This window comes from Micromonospora sp. AMSO12t, from assembly GCF_008806585.1.
Taxonomy (GTDB): Bacteria; Actinomycetota; Actinomycetes; order Mycobacteriales; family Micromonosporaceae; genus Micromonospora; species Micromonospora reichwaldensis.
In genome coordinates this window covers 12,888-29,033 of record NZ_WAAS01000067.1, presented here as the reverse complement: position 1 = coordinate 29,033, position 16,146 = coordinate 12,888, and the positions used below count along the sequence as shown (strand labels likewise).

General features: G+C 73.3%; 18 protein-coding genes. 8 read left to right on the top strand and 10 right to left on the bottom strand.

Annotated elements, in window-relative coordinates:
• A partial coding sequence (locus F6X68_RS13210; RefSeq protein WP_192581388.1) for a cellulose binding domain-containing protein occupies nt 1-426 on the bottom strand: 426 nt, incomplete at its 3' end.
• 169 nt (nt 427-595) lie between these two features.
• On the opposite strand from F6X68_RS13210, the gene F6X68_RS13205 reads away from it, so the two are divergent.
• Nucleotides 596-1,090, top strand: a complete 495-nt coding sequence (locus F6X68_RS13205) for a glutathione peroxidase (RefSeq protein ID WP_151454553.1) — start codon at nt 596-598, stop codon at nt 1,088-1,090.
• 78 nt (nt 1,091-1,168) lie between these two features.
• Nucleotides 1,169-1,600 carry a hypothetical protein gene (locus F6X68_RS13200; RefSeq protein ID WP_151454552.1) on the top strand — a complete coding sequence of 144 codons (432 nt, stop codon included), beginning with the start codon at nt 1,169-1,171 and terminating at the stop codon, nt 1,598-1,600.
• 10 nt (nt 1,601-1,610) lie between these two features.
• On the opposite strand, the gene F6X68_RS13195 is transcribed toward F6X68_RS13200, so the two are convergent.
• Complete coding sequence (locus F6X68_RS13195; RefSeq protein ID WP_151454551.1) at nt 1,611-2,051, bottom strand: DUF4259 domain-containing protein; 441 nt, start codon at nt 2,049-2,051, stop codon at nt 1,611-1,613.
• Between the two features lie 137 nt (nt 2,052-2,188).
• On the opposite strand from F6X68_RS13195, the gene F6X68_RS13190 reads away from it, so the two are divergent.
• Nucleotides 2,189-3,052, top strand: coding sequence for an NADPH-dependent F420 reductase (locus F6X68_RS13190; RefSeq protein ID WP_305069288.1), 864 nt, complete (start codon nt 2,189-2,191; stop codon nt 3,050-3,052).
• Nucleotides 3,053-3,195: 143 nt separating this feature from the next.
• The gene (locus tag F6X68_RS13185; RefSeq protein WP_151454550.1) at nt 3,196-4,143 is read left to right on the top strand and encodes a threonine/serine dehydratase; all 948 of its coding nucleotides are present in this window, start codon (nt 3,196-3,198) and stop codon (nt 4,141-4,143) included.
• A 90-nt stretch (nt 4,144-4,233) separates the two neighbouring features.
• Here F6X68_RS13185 and F6X68_RS13180 read toward each other — a convergent pair whose 3' ends face one another.
• Nucleotides 4,234-4,584, bottom strand: coding sequence for a DUF2203 domain-containing protein (locus tag F6X68_RS13180; RefSeq protein ID WP_151454549.1), 351 nt, complete (start codon nt 4,582-4,584; stop codon nt 4,234-4,236).
• Between the two features lie 171 nt (nt 4,585-4,755).
• Between F6X68_RS13180 and F6X68_RS13175 the strand changes: the two genes are divergently transcribed.
• Nucleotides 4,756-6,051 carry an exo-beta-N-acetylmuramidase NamZ domain-containing protein gene (locus F6X68_RS13175; protein ID WP_151454548.1) on the top strand — a complete coding sequence of 432 codons (1,296 nt, stop codon included), beginning with the start codon at nt 4,756-4,758 and terminating at the stop codon, nt 6,049-6,051.
• Nucleotide 6,052: 1 nt separating this feature from the next.
• Here F6X68_RS13175 and F6X68_RS13170 read toward each other — a convergent pair whose 3' ends face one another.
• Both F6X68_RS13170 and F6X68_RS13165 read right to left on the bottom strand, forming a co-directional pair.
• Nucleotides 6,053-6,442: a hypothetical protein gene (locus F6X68_RS13170; protein WP_151454547.1), complete on the bottom strand. Its 390-nt coding sequence runs from the start codon at nt 6,440-6,442 to the stop codon at nt 6,053-6,055.
• Between the two features lie 204 nt (nt 6,443-6,646).
• Nucleotides 6,647-7,093, bottom strand: coding sequence for a DUF1772 domain-containing protein (locus tag F6X68_RS13165; RefSeq protein ID WP_151454546.1), 447 nt, complete (start codon nt 7,091-7,093; stop codon nt 6,647-6,649).
• A 90-nt stretch (nt 7,094-7,183) separates the two neighbouring features.
• Between F6X68_RS13165 and F6X68_RS13160 the strand changes: the two genes are divergently transcribed.
• Nucleotides 7,184-7,762: a TetR/AcrR family transcriptional regulator gene (locus F6X68_RS13160; RefSeq protein ID WP_151454545.1), complete on the top strand. Its 579-nt coding sequence runs from the start codon at nt 7,184-7,186 to the stop codon at nt 7,760-7,762.
• A 273-nt stretch (nt 7,763-8,035) separates the two neighbouring features.
• Here F6X68_RS13160 and proC read toward each other — a convergent pair whose 3' ends face one another.
• The 4 genes from proC to F6X68_RS13140 all read right to left on the bottom strand — a co-directional run bounded on the left by proC (nt 8,036) and on the right by F6X68_RS13140 (nt 11,196).
• The gene (proC, locus tag F6X68_RS13155; RefSeq protein ID WP_151454544.1) at nt 8,036-8,854 is read right to left on the bottom strand and encodes a pyrroline-5-carboxylate reductase; all 819 of its coding nucleotides are present in this window, start codon (nt 8,852-8,854) and stop codon (nt 8,036-8,038) included.
• A gap of 72 nt (nt 8,855-8,926) precedes the next feature.
• Nucleotides 8,927-9,955: a 6-phosphofructokinase gene (locus F6X68_RS13150; protein WP_132236203.1), complete on the bottom strand. Its 1,029-nt coding sequence runs from the start codon at nt 9,953-9,955 to the stop codon at nt 8,927-8,929.
• Between the two features lie 178 nt (nt 9,956-10,133).
• On the bottom strand, nt 10,134-10,637 hold the full coding sequence (locus F6X68_RS13145; RefSeq protein ID WP_151454543.1) for a pyridoxamine 5'-phosphate oxidase family protein: 504 nt from the start codon (nt 10,635-10,637) through the stop codon (nt 10,134-10,136).
• Between the two features lie 61 nt (nt 10,638-10,698).
• The gene (locus F6X68_RS13140; protein WP_089003323.1) at nt 10,699-11,196 is read right to left on the bottom strand and encodes a polyadenylate-specific 3'-exoribonuclease AS; all 498 of its coding nucleotides are present in this window, start codon (nt 11,194-11,196) and stop codon (nt 10,699-10,701) included.
• A 250-nt stretch (nt 11,197-11,446) separates the two neighbouring features.
• Here F6X68_RS13140 and F6X68_RS13135 point away from each other — a divergent pair, with 250 nt between their 5' ends.
• Complete coding sequence (locus F6X68_RS13135) at nt 11,447-12,139, top strand: Crp/Fnr family transcriptional regulator (protein WP_151454542.1); 693 nt, start codon at nt 11,447-11,449, stop codon at nt 12,137-12,139.
• Between the two features lie 53 nt (nt 12,140-12,192).
• On the opposite strand, the gene F6X68_RS13130 is transcribed toward F6X68_RS13135, so the two are convergent.
• Complete coding sequence (locus F6X68_RS13130) at nt 12,193-12,402, bottom strand: hypothetical protein (protein ID WP_091629607.1); 210 nt, start codon at nt 12,400-12,402, stop codon at nt 12,193-12,195.
• Nucleotides 12,403-12,565: 163 nt separating this feature from the next.
• Here F6X68_RS13130 and F6X68_RS13125 point away from each other — a divergent pair, with 163 nt between their 5' ends.
• Complete coding sequence (locus F6X68_RS13125; protein ID WP_192581387.1) at nt 12,566-16,129, top strand: adenylate/guanylate cyclase domain-containing protein; 3,564 nt, start codon at nt 12,566-12,568, stop codon at nt 16,127-16,129.
• The last annotated feature ends 17 nt before the right edge of the window (nt 16,130-16,146 follow it).

Below are 16,146 nucleotides of genomic sequence, written 5' to 3'. Positions count from 1 at the left end.
CGGCGCGGTGGTGGGGGGCGGGGTGCCGCCGCCGCACGCCGCGCCGTTGATCGTGCAGTTCAGCGGCGCCTTGTACGCGCCGGTGCCGTTGTAGCCCCAGCTGAACGAGGCACCCGCCGCGATCGGGCCGGCCCAGCTCTTCTTGACCGCGACGTAGTGGTTGCCGGTGCGCGTGACGTCGGCGTCCCAGGAACTGCTGATGCTGGTGCCCGACGGCAGGTCGAACTCGATGCGCCAGGTGCTCACCGGGGCGCTCGTCCCGTTGGTGACGGTCACCCGCGTCTCGTGACCGGTCCCCCAGTCCTGCGCCTTGGCGAAGCCGGCGGTCACGCTGCCGGCGCCGAACGCACTGGCCATCGGGACCGTGGCGGCGGTCACCGCCATCACGGCGCCGACCCAGAGGGCCCGGCGGAGCGATCTCTTCATGCGGCGTCTCCCTAAACAGTTAGGAAACTTTCCAGATTGTTGGTGAGACGCTACTCACGCCGTCATCCATTCGTCAAGATGTCGATGTATCGATTTACCTTGGGAGCGCGACCAGCCCTCCGGCCGCTCCCCCGGGCGACGGCCCGGCGACGGCGCGTAGCCTCGACCCATGACCGTCTTCGACACCCGGATCGACGCCCTGGCCGGAGGTCCGGCCGACCTCGCGCGGTACCGCGGACGCGCGCTGCTGGTGGTCAACGTCGCCTCGCGCTGCGGCCTCACCCCGCAGTACGCCGGCCTCCAGGCGCTGCACGACGAGTACGCCGACCGCGGCCTGGTGGTGCTCGGCGTGCCCTGCAACCAGTTCGCCGGCCAGGAGCCGGGCACCGCCGCCGAGATCAGCGACTTCTGCCAGGTCAACTACGGGGTGACCTTCCCGCTGACCGAGAAGGTCGACGTGAACGGCCCCGGCCGCCACCCGCTCTACGCGGCGCTGGTCGGCACGGCCGACGCGGAGGGCCACGCCGGCGACGTGCGGTGGAACTTCGAGAAGTTCCTCGTCGCCCCGGACGGCACGGTGGCGGCCCGGTTCGCGCCCACCGTCGAGCCCGGCTCGGCCGACCTGCGCGCCGCGATCGAGAAGGTGCTGCCCCCGGCGGCCTGAGGGCACCCGCCTCGGCCGTGCCGCTGCGTGCCGACCGGACTACGATCGGCGACACCTGGTCCGAGTGGAGGGGGCGGGATGTTCTTCGCGGTGCAGCCGGCACTCACACCGGGCCAGGTCCCGCCCGAACACCACGTCAGCATCCAGCGTCCGCTCGACGCCGGTCGGGTGGTGCTCGACGCCGCCGTGCCCGACGACGTGCTGCGCGACCACAGCCGCCTGCGGCACCTCCCGCCGGTTCCCGCGCACCTCGACGGCCCGGGGCGGCACCGCTTCACGCTGGAACACCTGCGCGGCCGGCTCGAGGACGCGACGTCCTACATCCGGATGTCGCCCGAGGACCTGCCGCCGTTCGCCCGGGAGCTCCTCGCGGCGGCCAGGCCGGTCGTGCTCGTCTGGACCGACCCGACGACCGGCGAACGGGTCGAGCGGGTGGTGGTGGCCGTCCGGCGCGACGGCGATCCGGGCGGCCGGAGCGGGCGCACCCCGCCCGGCCCCCGCCGGCCGTGACTCCCGCGCCTCAGCCCCCGACGACGACGGACCCGGTCGGATTGGCCAGCGCGGCCCGGATCGGGGCGAGCGCGGCGGCGAACTCGTCGAGCTCCCCGGCCTCGTCCCAGAGCTCGGCCAGCTCGGACCCGTCGGCGAGCACCCGGTCCAGCGCCCGCAGGGCCAGCGCCGGCAGCTCCGCGGAGAGCGTCAGGCGCCCGCCGGCGGTGAGGAAGTCCGGCGCGTACGCCGAGTCGACCGGCGGGCCACCGGGAAGCTGCGCGGCGACCACCGCCGACGCCGCGACCGCCTTGGCGCCGGGCCACGAGTCCAGGAAGTCGCCCTCCCCCGCCGCCTCGCGCAGCGCCTGCTCGACCAGCAGGGGCCGTCGCTCCGGCGACGCCTCGTCGAGACCGCCGCACCAGTCCGCTGCCACGTCGTTGTCGAACGGTCCCGCCGCCCACGCGCCCATCGCACTCCCCAATCCGTGTTCGCAAGTGGAGGCAGGCTAGCCGCCAGGGCCGACACCGTTCCCGCCGCGACAGCGTTGCGGGCCGCCCGGCGGGCGTTGTCCCGAAGCCGGCCCCCCGCGCCCGGGCCGGCAGTACGTTGGGCGGACGGGCACGCGGACCGCCCCCCACCGGCCGGCGCCCCGCACCCGGCCCGACGCCGTCGACCGGTCCATCGGGCACCGGGCACCGGGCACCGGGCACCGGGCACCGGGCACCGGGCACCGGGCGGAATTGTCGACCACACCGGTGGGGAATACCGTCACCGCGAACGAGGTTGGGAAGCGACATGACAACTGTGGGATTGATCGGCAGTGGACACATCGGCGGCACGGTGGCGCGGCTGGCGGTGGCCGCCGGCTACGACGTGGTGCTGAGCAACTCGCGCGGCCCGGAGACCCTCAAGGACCTCGTCGAGGAGCTGGGCCCGCGCGCCCGGGCGGCCACGGTCCGGGAGGCCGCGGAGGCCGGCGACCTGGTGGTCGTCACCATCCCGCTGAAGGCGTACCGGGACGTACCGGTCGAGCCGCTCGCCGGCAAACTCGTGCTGGACACCAACAACTACTACCCGGAGCGGGACGGCCGGTTCCCCGAGCTGGACTCGGGCTCCACCACCAGCAGCGAGCTGCTGCAGCGGCACCTGCCGCAGTCGCGGGTGGTCAAGGTGTTCAACAACATCTTCTTCAAGCACCTGCACGCGCTGGCCCGGCCGGCCGGCGCCGACGACCGCAGCGCGCTGCCCGTCGCCGGTGACGACGCGGGCGCCAAGGCGGAGGCCACGGCCTTCCTCGACCGGATCGGCTACGACGCCGTGGACGCCGGGACGCTCGCCGAGAGCTGGCGCTACCAGCCGGACACCCCGGCGTACGGGACCATCTACTCGGCCGACCCGGCGGACTGGGAGCGCGAGGCGCCGGCCGACGCCGCCAGGGTGCGGGCCGCCCTGACCGAGGCCACCCGCTGATCGTTCGCCCCTCCGGCCGGCGCCGCCGCACCGTCCGCCCATCGTGGCGCGACGGTTCTGCCGCAGGCACCACGCCCGGTCGCACCACGGGCGGTGCGGCCGGGCGAGCGGTGCGGCCGGGCGGGCCGGGCTAGGCTGCGACGGTGCAGCTCACCACCGTGGACGACATCGTCACGGCCGAGAAGCGCATCGCGGGGCGGGTCGCCCGCACGCCGCTGCTGCCCTGCCCCCGCCTCGGCGACCCGCTCCGGCTCGACCTCGCGGTGAAGGCGGAGAACCTCCAGCACACCGGCAGCTTCAAGGTGCGGGGCGCGCTGAACGCGCTGCTCGCCCGCGTCGAACGGGAGGGGGCGCCCGCCGGGCTGACCGCCTTCTCCGCCGGCAACCACGCGATGGCCGTGGCCTTCGCCGGCCGTACCTTCGGCCTGCCGACGGTCGTCTGCATGCCACCGCAGGCGGTGCCGACCAAGATCGAGGCGGTCCGGCGGTACGGCGGCGAGGTCGTCCTCACCGAGGACCTGCTGGGCACCTGCCAGGCCCTCGCGGCAAAACGCGGATACCACCTTCTGCACCCGTTCGACGAGCCGGACGTCATCGCCGGCCAGGCCACCGTCGGCAGGGAGATCCTGGCCGACGGCCCGCCGCCGGAGCTGGTCCTCGTGCCGGTGGGCGGCGGCGGGCTGATCAGCGGGGTGGCGTCGGCCGTCCGGGCGGCCGTCCCCACCGCCCGCGTCGTCGGGGTCGAGCCGGCCACTGCCAACGCCGTCGGCCACGCGCTGCGCACCGGCGGCGACGCCCTGGCGGTACGGCCGACGTCGATCGCCGACGGGCTGGCGGCGCCGTTCGCGGGGCGGCACACCCTGGCGCACGTCCGCGCCCTCGTGGACGAGGTGGTCGAGGTGTCCGAGGAGGACATCCGGGCCGCCTGGTGGGAGCTGCTGGACGCGACGAAGCTCCTGATCGAACCGTCCGCCGCCGTCACCCTCGCCGCGCTACGGGCCGGCCTGGTCGACGCCGGACCGGGCACCCGTACCGTGCTGGTCCTCAGCGGCGGGAACGTCTCCCCGGCCATGCTCGCGTCCCTGGCCTGACGCACGCGGGGGGTCGACGAGGCCGTCGAACTGCGGGCCGACGCACCACCGGCGCGGCCGACGGGCCGACCGGTCCCCCGCCGGGCCGGATCAGAGCGGGCGGCGACCGGCGAAGCCGCACTCCATCCGGTGGTACCAGCGCACGTCGGTGTCCCCCTCCAGCCAGCACCAGAGCACCGGCCGACCGTCGCGCTCGCCGGGGAAGTCGAGCAGGACCGGCGCGATCCCCTTGACCTGGATGTCGTGGGAGTGCAACTCCTCGACGAGGGCGTGCAGCCGCGCCTCCAGCCCCTTGACCTCGGCCAACCCGCCGAGCGGGCTGGCGCCCCGGTCAGCCAGGTCGACGCGCAGCTCGGCCAGGTCGGCCCGCAGCCGGATCAGCTCGTCGACGCGCGGGCGCAGGGTGGCGATCAGGTGGCGGGCCTGGGCGAGGGTGAACACCGGGCCAGTATGGAGCACCGCCCGACCGGTGGGACCGCACCACGCGCCGCCGGGGCGGCAGGTCCGACAGCGCCGCCGGCCGGACCCATCCACCCCCGCTTTGTAGCTAACCTTCCTTGACGGGGCATCAACGTGTAGCTAAGTTTCGACCAAACCGACGGGAGGGTCGACATGGAGCGAAGGAAGTTCCTGGCCGGAGCGGGTGCGGTGACCGCGGGCGCGGTCGCGGCGACGGCACCCGGCGCGGCTGGTCACGCCGCGCCCGGCATCCGCCACGTGGAGACCGGGCTCGACGTGCTCGTCCGGTCCGACTTCGCCGAACTCGCCGGCCAGCGGGTCGGGGTGATCTCGAACCCCACCGGCGTGGACTCGGCCTACCGGCACCTGGTCGACCTGATGCACGCCTCCGGCACAGTGCGGCTGGCCGCCGCCTTCGGCCCCGAGCACGGCTTCCGCGGCTCGGCGCAGGCCGGCGGCAGCGAGGGCACCGGCATCGACGCCCGCACCGGGGTCACCGTCTACGACGCGTACGGCGCCTCGCTGGCCAAGTGGGAGACCATGTTCACCCAGGCCGGCGTCGACACCGTCGTCTTCGACATCCAGGACGTCGGCGCCCGCTTCTACACGTACATCTGGACCATGTACACCTCGATGATGGCCGCGGCCCGGACCGGCAAGCGGTACGTGGTGCTGGACCGGCCGAACCCGGTCGGCGGCCGGGCCTACGGGCCGATGATGACCGCCGGTTTCACCTCCGGGGTGGGCCTGAAGGAGATCGTCCAGCAGCACGGCATGACCGTCGGCGAGCTGGCCCGGTTCTTCAACGCCGAGTTCCTGCCCGCCGAGGCCGGCCGCCAGGTCGACCTGCACGTCGTGAAGTGCCGGCACTGGAAGCGCGACAGGCTGGCCGCCGACACCGACCTGCCCTGGGTGCTGCCCAGCCCGAACATGCCCACCACGGACACCGCGCTGGTCTACCCCGGCACCGGCCTGTTCGAGGGCGTCGCCTCGCTCACCGAGGGCCGTGGCACCTGCAAGCCGTTCGAGCTGATCGGCGGGCTGGCCGAGGACTTCGACTACCACTGGTCCGACCGGCTCAACGCCCGCGAGCTGCCCGGCGTCGAGTTCCGCGAGGCGTACTTCACGCCGACGTCCGCCGGGCAGAAGCCCGCGCTGCTCAACAAGCTCTGCGCCGGCGTCGAGGTCAAGGTCGTCGACCGCGCGAAGTACGACCCGATCCGCACGGCGGTCGCGATGCTGGTGGAGGCGCACAAGTACGAGGCGTTCGCGTGGCGGCGCGACTCGTGGGACGCCGTGCGTCCGTACTGGATCGACAAGCTCACCGGGTCGCCACGGCTGCGCACGATGATCGACGCGGGCGCCGACGTGGACGACGTGGTCGGCGCCTGGGCCGACGAGTTGGCGGACTTCGACCGCCGCCGCAAGCCCCACCTGCTCTACCGGTGACTCAGGCGAAGACCCAGCTGACGGCGGCCAGGACGAGGTAGGCGACGGGGACCGAGCAGGACGGCACGAGAGCGGCCAGTCGTCGACGCCTCTCGCCCACCCGCGGTGCTCCCGGCACGGGGGCGAAGGGGGAGGTGACGAGGTCGCCGTCCCCGTCGCCTGCCAACTCCCGGTGCTCGACGAACGCCAGGACCCCGACCACCACGAACAGCCCGAGGGAGAGCGCCGGGGCGGGAAGGGTCAGTACGGCCGGCAGGCCGAGCCGGCCGGCGGCCGCTGCCCCCACGGCGACGAGGGGCACCAGGGCGGCCAGGGGAAGACCGACCGCCAAGGGGTGACGCATCAGGGGCGACAGCAGCTTGGGCAGGCTCGGGAGCACGAGCAGGAACACCCCGAGGCAGGCGAGCTGGACCGCGTTGTAGCTCAGCCGCTCGGGGGGTGGTGTTCACGGCGTCCTCTTCTCGGAGCTCCGGGGGTGGGGCAGTGACAGGTCGTCGCCGGTGTCGCCGGTGGAGAGGTGGTTGCCGACCCTGGTCGAGAACGCCTGCCACTGGGCGAGGCCCTGCGCCAGCTCCGGCGGTGTCGGCCTGCGGGCTCAGGTGAGGGCGGCCACCAGCAGGGCGAAGGCGGCGATGATGACGGCGACGCGGACGTAGTGGAGGCGGTCCCAGCGGTTCATCTGCTGCTTCCAGTCTGCGGGCCGGTTGTCAGGGGTCCACGTCTTGCCCCGGTTGTTGATCGGGACGAGCAGCAGGATCGACATGATCACGCTGAGGATCAGCAGCGCGCCGGCGGTGACGACGAGGCCGTTGCCGTAGGAGCGCCATCCGGCGATGGCACAGACCGCGACGAGGACGAGCGAGGTGATGTACCAGACCGGCATCACGGCGCCGAGCATCCGGCCCCCGTGGGAGCGGCCGAGTTGGCCGCTGTCACCGGGAAGTGCGTTGAGGATCGGGTTGATGACGAAGGCGACGGAGAACTCCACCCCCACCATCAGGCCGACGACCACGATGGCGAAGACCTCGAGTGCGTTGAGCATGATGACCCTTCTGAGATCTAGTGCTGCTAGCTGATGAGTCAACGCTAGCACTGCTGTCGCTTGATTATCTAGCGATGCTAGGATCGAATCATGTCGGTACAGGAACGCAAGGAGCGCGAACGGGCGGCGCGCGAGCGCCTCATCGTGGCGACTGCCCGCGAACTCGCCGAGCAGCAGGGCTGGGACGCGGTCACGACCCGCCGGCTCGCCGAGCGCATCGAATACAGCCAGCCCGTCCTCTACAGCCACTTCCGCGGCAAACGCGAGATCATCGGCGCCGTCGCCCTCGACGGCGCCGCCGAGATGGCTGCGGCGCTGCGGGCCTCGACCTCCGCCGCGGACGGCCCGCGCGCCCGGGTCACCGCCCTCGCCCGCGCCTACCTCGACTTCGCCGCACGCAACCCGGCGGTCTACGACGCCATGTTCGAGCTCGACGGCGGCCTGGCCTTCGCGAGCGAGGACACCCCACTACCTCTTAAGGACGCCTTCGCCGCCCTGCTGGAAAGCCTCGGCGAGGTCGCCGGGGACGGCGTCCACCCGGCACTGTTCACAGAGGTGTTCTGGGCGGCCCTGCACGGGCTGGCCACCCTGACCCGAGCGGGACGGCTGCCGCCGGAGGACACCGAGCCGAGGGTGGAGCTGCTGGTGGACCGGCTCGCCGTGGTCTGACACACCATCCCGGCGGGCATTCAGCCGGGGCCCTCGGGCCCCCGCCGCTGCATGCCCACCGCATCGCTTCCGGTCACTCGCGCCCACACGGGCGCAGCCGCAGATCGCCGGGCCCACGCCTAGACGGGCACCCGCCCCGGAAGCTGCGATGCCCATTGATGACGACCCGATACGCGCCCTAACCGGGCCGGTCCGCTCCGCCCAGAATCGGCACCACGGGCCGGCTGCGCCACGGGCTCGGAGAGCCCCCGGAGGCGGCCGACGCCGAAGAAGTCAGTCGGCCTGGGCGGCCAGTTCGCGTGCCCGGTCCCGGGCCGCCTCCAGCGCGGCGAGCAGCGCCGCGCGTACGCCGTGCTTCTCCAGCTCGCGTACGGCGGAGATGGTGGTGCCGGCCGGTGAGGTGACCGCCTCGCGCAGCTTCACCGGGTGCTCGCCGGAGTCGCGGAGCATCACGGCCGAGCCGATGGCGGTCTGCACGATCAGCTCGTGCGCGACCTGCCGGGGCAGGCCGAGCAGGATGCCGGCGTCGATCATCGCCTCGACCAGCAGGTAGAAGTACGCCGGCCCGGAGCCGGAGAGCGCGGTCACCGCGTCCTGCTGGGACTCGGGCACCCGGACGGTCGAACCCAGCGGCTTGAACATCTCCTCGGCCAACGCCAGGTGCGTGCCGGTGGCGTGGGCGCCGGCGGAGATCGCCGTCATCGCCTGGTCGACCAGGGCCGGGGTGTTGGTCATCACCCGCACCACGGGCGTGCCCTCGGGCAGCCGGCGGTTGAAGAAGCTGGTCGGCAGGCCGGCGCAGAGGGAGATGACCAGCTTGTCGGCGGGCACCTTCGGCCCGATCTCGTCCAGCAGGGTCGCCGCGTCCTGCGGCTTGACGGAGACGGCGAGCACCTCCGCCTCAGCCACGGCGGTGAGGTTGTCGACCACCCGGATCCCGTAGCGGGCGGTCAGCTCCTCGGCGCGGGAGGGCCGGCGGGCGGTGGCGAGCAGCCGGTCGACCGGCCAGCCCGACCGCAGCAGCCCGGAGAGCATCAGCTCGCCGATCTTGCCGGCCCCGATGACCGCGACCGTGTGCACCGAACCCGCCATCGCCGTCGTACCCCCTCGAAGTGGACCGGCGTCGCGGCGGGCCGGACGGCCCGCCGCGACGCCGGGGATGGATCAGCTGCCGAAGAAGACCTCGGCCTCGGCGTACCGCTCCAGCGGCACGGTCTTCAGCTCGCGGGTGGCCTCGGCCAGCGGGACGCGGACGATGTCCGTGCTCTGCATGGCGACCATCTTGCCCCAGTCGCCCTCGTGGACCGCGTCGATCGCCTGGAGGCCGAGCCGGGTGGCGAGCACCCGGTCGAAGGCGCTCGGGGTGCCGCCGCGCTGGATGTGCCCGAGCACGACGGTGCGGGCCTCCTTGCCGGTCTTGGCCTCCAGCTGCTCGGCGAGCCACTGGCCGATGCCGCCGAGGCGGACGTGGCCGAACGCGTCGAGTTCCTGGTTGTGCAGGACCATCTGGCCGTCGAGCGGCTGGGCGCCCTCGGCGACCACGACGATCGGGGCGTACTGGTGCTGGAAGCGCTTCTCGACGTAGCCGGCGACCTGCTCGACGTCGAACTGCCGCTCCGGCAGCAGGATCACGTTGGCGCCACCGGCCAGGCCGGCGTGCAGGGCGATCCAGCCGGCGTGCCGGCCCATCACCTCGACCACCAGGGTGCGGTGGTGGCTCTCGGCGGTGGTGTGCAGCCGGTCGATCGCCTCCATCGCGATGTTGACGGCGGTGTCGAAGCCGAAGGTGTAGTCGGTGGCGCCGAGGTCGTTGTCGATCGTCTTCGGCACGCCGATGACGTGGACCCCGAGCTCGTGCAGCTTGGTGGCCACGCCGAGGGTGTCCTCGCCACCGATCGCGATGAGCGCGTCCACGCCCTGCGCGGCGAGGTTCTCCTTGATCCGCTCGACGCCGTTCTCGATCTTGAAGGGGTTCGTCCGGGACGAGCCGAGGATGGTGCCGCCGCGCGGCAGGATGCCGCGGACCTCCGCGATGCCCAGGGGGCGGGACAGGCCCTCCAACGGGCCCTTCCAGCCGTCCCGGAAACCCACGAACTCGTGGCCGTAGCTGGCGACGCCCTTGCGGACCACCGCCCGGATGACCGCGTTGAGACCTGGGCAGTCGCCGCCGCCGGTGAGCACGCCGATACGCATGATCGCTCATCCTCCTGGGAGCATCAGGTGAAGCCCGATTTGCCCCAGGATATGTGTCGAATCAAGACCATCGGCGCCGTTGCCGGCCCGGGGCGGGCCGTCAGTGCGCACTGTAGTCGCCGCGGGCGTACGCCGACACCGCGCCCCGGGCCGGTCTCACCGGCGGACGGCCTACCGGTCAGTAGCTGACCTCGTGGTTCTCCCCCACCTCCGGCGGCTTGCCGGTCACCGCCGCCTTCGCGTAGCCGAACAGGTTCACCACGGTGCTCGACGGAGAGTCCCAGTACTCCGCCGATCCGGCGTGCACCCTGAGCAGGGTGAGTCCGGGGGTCTCCAGCCCGTCCGGGAACCAGGCCTTGAGCACCGGGTTCCACAGCTCTTCGGCCTTCGCCCGGTCGTACTCCTCCCGGGCCGTGCCCGCGACCGACACCCAGGAGTTGCGCCGGGAGTCGGAGAAGGAGACGTTGACCTCGGGGTTCACGCGGACCTGCCGGACCTTGGCGGAGTCGGCGTACGCGAAGAACCACAGGTCGCCGTCGAACTCCGCCTCCTGCAACCCCATCGGACGGCTCACCATCCGGCCGTCCACGGCGATCGTGGTCAGCATGCAGATGCGGGCCTCGCGGACCAGCTCGGTCACCCGGCGCCGGGCCTCGGCGGCGTTGGTCGGTTCGTTGCTCATTGGGACTCTCCCTCACATCGGCTCGACGTCGCACCGGTGCCCGGGACAGAACCGACCAAACCTACGAACCGGTCATCGCCCGCCACCGGGCCAGGTTGTGCCGGGCATCGACCAACGCGTCGTGCCGCGCCGCGTCGGCGTCCGGCAGCGGCGGCCGGCCCCGGTCGTCCCAGAGCTGGCGCAGGTCCTTGGTGAACCGGGGGATCTCCCGGGGCAGCGCCGGCATGGCGCCCCACAGCTGGGCCAGGGCGACGTGGTCGTACGCGGCGTACCAGGCCCAGAGCTCCAACTGCTCGCCCGGGCGGTCGCGGACCGGCTCGACGAGGAAGTCGTACAGCTCGTCGCGGATGCGCTCCCGGGAACGCCAGGCGCGGTTCGCCGGGGAGGGCAGCTTGTCGAGCACGTTGCGGCGCACCCAGGGCACGGCCCGCGAGTCGTCGAACTCGGTCGAGACGGCGTAGAACTCACGGCCGTACTCGTCGACGACGCCGATCGACACGAGGTCGACGAGCCGGCCGTCCTCGATGAACTCGCAGTCGTAGAAATAGCGGTAGACCATCACCGGTCATCCTCGCCCACGCCCGTCGCCGCCGGGCCACCGGGGCGGCCGGACGCCGCCCGTCACGCCGATCGCCGCAGCTCGGGAGTGTCACGGAAGTGATTTGAGGGGTGTACAGCAAGCGACCGGACCGTCATGATCTGATGTGTACCGCTACCGGACGCCGAACCGGTGTCAGTTCACCTCGTCGAGGGCCTTCAGGTTCACCCGGTGAGCGAGTTGTGGTCCTTGACCGGGGAGGGGTTGGACCGTGGAGATGCGCCTGCCGGAGCCTGGTGACGCGCTCACGGGTGTGGAGATGTTCGCCGGGCTGGAGCCGGAGGTCCGGCAGCGGGTGATCGCCGCGGCGGTCCCCCGCACGTACCGCAAGGGCCAACTGCTCTTCGTCGAGAACGACCCCGGCGAGTCCCTCATCGTCCTGCGTCGGGGCGCGGTCGCGGTCTTCCGCACCGCGCCGACCGGCGAGCGCGCGGTGCTGCACGTCATCCGTCCGCCCGACGTGCTGGGCGAAGTCTCCCTGCTCGACGCCTCCACCCGCTCCGCCTCGGCCGAGGCGATCGAGGACTGCGCCGCGCTCGCGCTGTCCCGGGGCGCGTTCATGGAGCTGGTGCACTCCAACCCGCGCATCCTCGACGCGGTGATGCGCTCGCTCGGCGGGCTGATCCGCCGGCTGACCGAGCAGAACGCCGACCACGTCTTCCTGGACCTGCCCGGCCGGGTGGCCAAGACCCTGGTGCGGCTGGCCGGCGAGAGTCAGGCCCCGATGATCACCATCGAGCTCAACCAGAGCCAGCTCGCGGAGATGGCCGGCGGCTCGCGACAGAGCGTCAACCAGGCGATCGGGTCGTTCGCCAACCGGGGTTGGCTGCGCACCGAGGGCCGGCGCATCGTGGTCACCGACGTCGCGGCGCTGCGCCGCCGCGCCGGCATGAGCGAGCGCTGAGGCGTACGCGAAAAAGGGCCGGAGCAGCCGCTCCGGCCCTTTCGTGCGGGGTGTCAGGGAGTGTTGCTGCCCGGCCCGACCCAGTTGGTGCTGCCCGGCCCGACCCACTCCGTGCCGTCCTTGCCGCCACCGGACTGCTCGCTGACGATCCCCTGCGCCTGGAGCGCGGCCAGCGTGGCGGCGTCCACGTCGACGGAGTCGCCCGCGAGGTGGCTGACCCCGCTGCCGTCGGTCCAGTCGCTCTGCAACATCACGTACACCATCGGGAATCCCCCTGTGGTCAATGGTCGACATTCAGCCGCCTGACTGTAACCGTAGGGCCGCCCGGTGGACTGTCCACAAGCCAACAGCCCGGTACCCGACAGCTGGGCGGACGGCGATACTGACACCGGAACGGTGCCGATCACGGCGCCGGCGGGATCGCGAGTGGAGGGCGTCATCGCCACGCAGTGTGACCGCTGTGGACGCACGGCCGCCGCGGGCGACCGCTTCTGCGGCGGCTGCGGCAACGAGCTGGGCGCGGTCTGTCCGCACTGCCTGCGCCCGCTCGCCCAGGACGTGGCGTTCTGCACCTCCTGCGGCGCCGCCCGGCCGGGCAGCGAGCGACAGCCGGCCCCGCAGGAGGACCGCCGCCGGGTCAGCGTGCTCTTCGTCGACCTGATCGACTTCACCCCGTACGTCGAGCGGGCCGACCCGGAGCTGGTCCGCGGCATGCAGACCGGGTTCTTCTCGGCCGCCCGTCGCGTCGTGGGGCAGTACGGCGGGGTGGTCGAGAAGTACATCGGCGACGCGGTGATGGCCCTGTTCGGCGCGCCCGTGGCGACCGAGACCGACGCGCTGCGCTGCGTGCGGGCCGGGCTGGAGCTGCAACGGGTGCTGACCCGCTTCGCCCCCACCGGCGCCGACGCGCTGCGCTTCCGGGTCGGGGTGGCCACCGGCGAGGCGCTGGTCGACGTCGCCGCCGCCCGCGACGGCGGCCAGGCGATCGTGGCCGGCGACGTGGTCAACACGGCCTCCCGGATGCAGTCGGTCGCGCCGCCGGGCGGGGTGCTGGTCTGCGGCGTGACGCACGCCCTCACCCGGGACGCGATCCGCTACTCGGAGCAGCCGCCGGTCACCCTGCGCGGGCGCTCCACGACGACCGAGGTGTGGCTGGCCCTGTCCCCGGTCCGCCGGCAGCCGACGGACCGGCAGCCGGACGTCACGCCGCTGATCGACCGCGAACACGAGCTGGGGATGCTGGTCAACGCCCTGCACCGGTCGCTGCGCGACCGCCGCCCGCAGGTGGTGACCGTCTTCGGCCGGGCCGGGCTGGGCAAGAGCCGGCTGGTCCGGGAGCTGTACCGGCACGTGGATCAGCTGGTCGACGAGCCGCTGACCTGGCGGATCGGGCGGTGCCCGCCGTTCGGCGAGAACGTGACGTTCGCGGCGCTGGCCGACATCGTCAAGTCCGAGGCCGGCATCCTGGACACCGACCCGGCGTCGAGCGCCGCCCAGCGGCTCGCCTCGGCCGTCGGCGAGCTGGTCGGCCCGGGCGAGCGGCAGCGCCTCGTCGACGCCCTGCGGCCCCTCGTCGGGCTGCCGGGGACCGCGCTGCCGGCCGAGGAGACCGGGTCGGCGTGGCGGCGTTTCCTGCTCGCCCTGGCCGCCCGACGGCCGACCGTGCTGGTCTTCGAGGACCTGCACTGGGCCGACGACGCGATGCTGCGCTTCGTGGAGCTGCTCGGCACCGCCGCCCGGGACGTCCCGCTGCTGCTGCTCTGCACCGCCCGGCCGGAACTCGTCGACCGGGACCCGAGCTGGGCGGGGACGATCACCGGCTCGGTGACCATCACCCTGCCCCCGCTGCGGGACACGGGCATCGCCGCGCTCTACGCCCACATGTTCGGCCGGGCGGCCTTCTCCGCCGACATGCTCAGCCCGCTGATCGAGGTGGCCGGCGGCAACCCGCTCTACGCCCACGAGTACGTCCGGATGCTGATCGAGCAGGGCGCGCTGCGCCAGTCCGTGCGGGGCTGGTCGATGGAGAAGCACCTCGACCTGCCGATGCCGGAGAGCGTGCACGCCGTCATCGCCAACCGCATCGACCTGCTCGACGCCAAGGAGCGCACGGTGCTGCTGGCCGCCGCCGTGGTCGGCGTGCAGTTCTGGCCGGGGGCCGTGGCCGCCGCGCTCGGGCAGCCCGTCGAGTCGGTGGAGCGCGCGCTGCGCCGGCTGGAGCAGCGGGACTTCGTGCACGAGCAGGCCGCCTCCACGATGGCCGGGCAGCCCGAGTACCGGTTCCGGCACGTGCTGGTGCGCGACGTCTGCTACCAGCGGCTGCCCCGCACCGAGCGGGTGGCGCGGCACGAGCGGACGGCGCAGTGGCTGGACATGCTCTCGCAGAGCCGGGACACCGACCTGGCGGAGGTGCTGGCCCACCACCGGTGGGCGGCCCACGAGATCGCCCGGTCGCTGGGCATGGAGATGGCCCGGTTCGCCGGCCCCGCCCGGGCCGCGCTGCACCGGGCGGCCCGCCGGGCGTACGCGCTACACAGTCTCGACGTCGCGGCGAGCCACGCGGGCCGGGCGCTCGGGCTGGCCGACGACTCCGACCCGCTCGACCGGCTCCAGCTCGAGCTGCTCAGCACCGAGATCTCCTTCTACCGCGACGGCAACGTCTTCCTCTCCGGCGGCGGGCCCGAGCAGGTGCAGGCGCTCGCCGACCGGCTGCTGGCGCACGACGACGACGCCTGCGCGGCGCGCGCCTGGACGCTGCTCGGTCAGGCCGCGTGGCTGCGCGCCGACCGGGCCGCCGCGCTCGCCTGCCTGGACCGGGCCGTCGAGCTCTTCGACCCGCTGCCGGACAGCCCGCAGAAGGCGGACGCCTACGCCGAACTGGGCCGGCTGCACATGCTCAACTATGAGCGTGATCCGGCGGTCGCCGCAGCCGACCGGGCGGCGGAGATCGGTGAGCGGCTGAGGCTGACCGAGACCCGCACCAACGCCCGGATCACCTCGGCAATCGCCCGCTACCAGGCGGGTGACCGGTCCGGCCTGGACGACCTGCACGCGATCGTCGAGCTCAGCCGCGCCAACCAGCTGATCGCCCTGCCCCGGGCCATGCAGAACCTCGCCTACGCCGTCTGCGAGGAGGGCGACTGGCTGCGCTCGGATGCCCTGCTCTCCTCGTCGCCGACCCGCAAGGCCAGCGGGCAGACGCTGACCACGAGCTACTCGGCCGAGGCGATGCGCGCCTGGTTCGAGGGCGACTTCGACCGGCTGCTGGCCGCCGCCGAGGCCTTCGTGGACACCCCGACTGGCAGCTGGGACATGCAGGTCCGCGGCCTGCGCTCCTGCCTGCTGGTACTGCGCGGCGAGCGGGTGCCGCAGGCGCGCTCCCACTCGGACGACGACGCCGCCGCCACGTTCAGCGACGACGTGGCGGCCGCGCTCGACGCCGCCCGGCGCAGCGGTTTCCACCGGCCGCACTGGACGATGCTGGGGATGGGCGCGCTCTGCCGGGCCCTGCAGGGACGCCGGCAGGAGGCGACGGCGCTGATCGACGAGCTGGCCGACTCCTGGTCGGTGGTGCCCGCCATCGCCAGCGGCGAGTGGATCCCGGCGGCCGGGTACGCGGCCAGCCTCGCCGGGCGGGAAGCGGCGGCACGGGTACGCGCGATGCTGGACCGGGTGGGTCACCGCACACCCTGGTCCGAGGCGGCGCGCCGGACGGTGGCCGGTGCGCTGGCCGCCGCTGACGGCGACCACCGGCGGGCCGCCGAGCTGCACCTGGCCGGCGCCGAGATCTACGCCGGTATCCCGGACGTGACGGACCGGATGCTGGCGTTGACCTTCGCGACGGTGGAGCTGGAGCGGGCCGGCGAGTCGACGGCGGGCCGCCCGGAGCTGGCCGAGCTGCGCGCCTTCGCGCTGCGCAACCACGCCCCCGTCCTGCTGGACCTGGCCCGCCCCCCGACGACCGCCGCCGACACCGCCCTGGCCTGCTGACCGGGCGACGCGGGCGG

Coding starts and splice junctions, on each gene's coding strand:
- F6X68_RS13145 (WP_151454543.1), bottom strand. CDS start 10,637: ATGAGCAACGAACCGACCAACGCCGCCGAGGCCCGGCGCCGGGTGACC.
- F6X68_RS13130 (WP_091629607.1), bottom strand. CDS start 12,402: ATGGTGTACGTGATGTTGCAGAGCGACTGGACCGACGGCAGCGGGGTC.
- F6X68_RS13165 (WP_151454546.1), bottom strand. CDS start 7,093: ATGCTCAACGCACTCGAGGTCTTCGCCATCGTGGTCGTCGGCCTGATG.
- F6X68_RS13175 (WP_151454548.1), top strand. CDS start 4,756: ATGGAGCGAAGGAAGTTCCTGGCCGGAGCGGGTGCGGTGACCGCGGGC.
- F6X68_RS13195 (WP_151454551.1), bottom strand. CDS start 2,051: ATGGGCGCGTGGGCGGCGGGACCGTTCGACAACGACGTGGCAGCGGAC.
- F6X68_RS13200 (WP_151454552.1), top strand. CDS start 1,169: ATGTTCTTCGCGGTGCAGCCGGCACTCACACCGGGCCAGGTCCCGCCC.
- proC (WP_151454544.1), bottom strand. CDS start 8,854: ATGGCGGGTTCGGTGCACACGGTCGCGGTCATCGGGGCCGGCAAGATC.
- F6X68_RS13140 (WP_089003323.1), bottom strand. CDS start 11,196: ATGGTCTACCGCTATTTCTACGACTGCGAGTTCATCGAGGACGGCCGG.
- F6X68_RS13205 (WP_151454553.1), top strand. CDS start 596: ATGACCGTCTTCGACACCCGGATCGACGCCCTGGCCGGAGGTCCGGCC.
- F6X68_RS13150 (WP_132236203.1), bottom strand. CDS start 9,955: ATGCGTATCGGCGTGCTCACCGGCGGCGGCGACTGCCCAGGTCTCAAC.
- F6X68_RS13160 (WP_151454545.1), top strand. CDS start 7,184: ATGTCGGTACAGGAACGCAAGGAGCGCGAACGGGCGGCGCGCGAGCGC.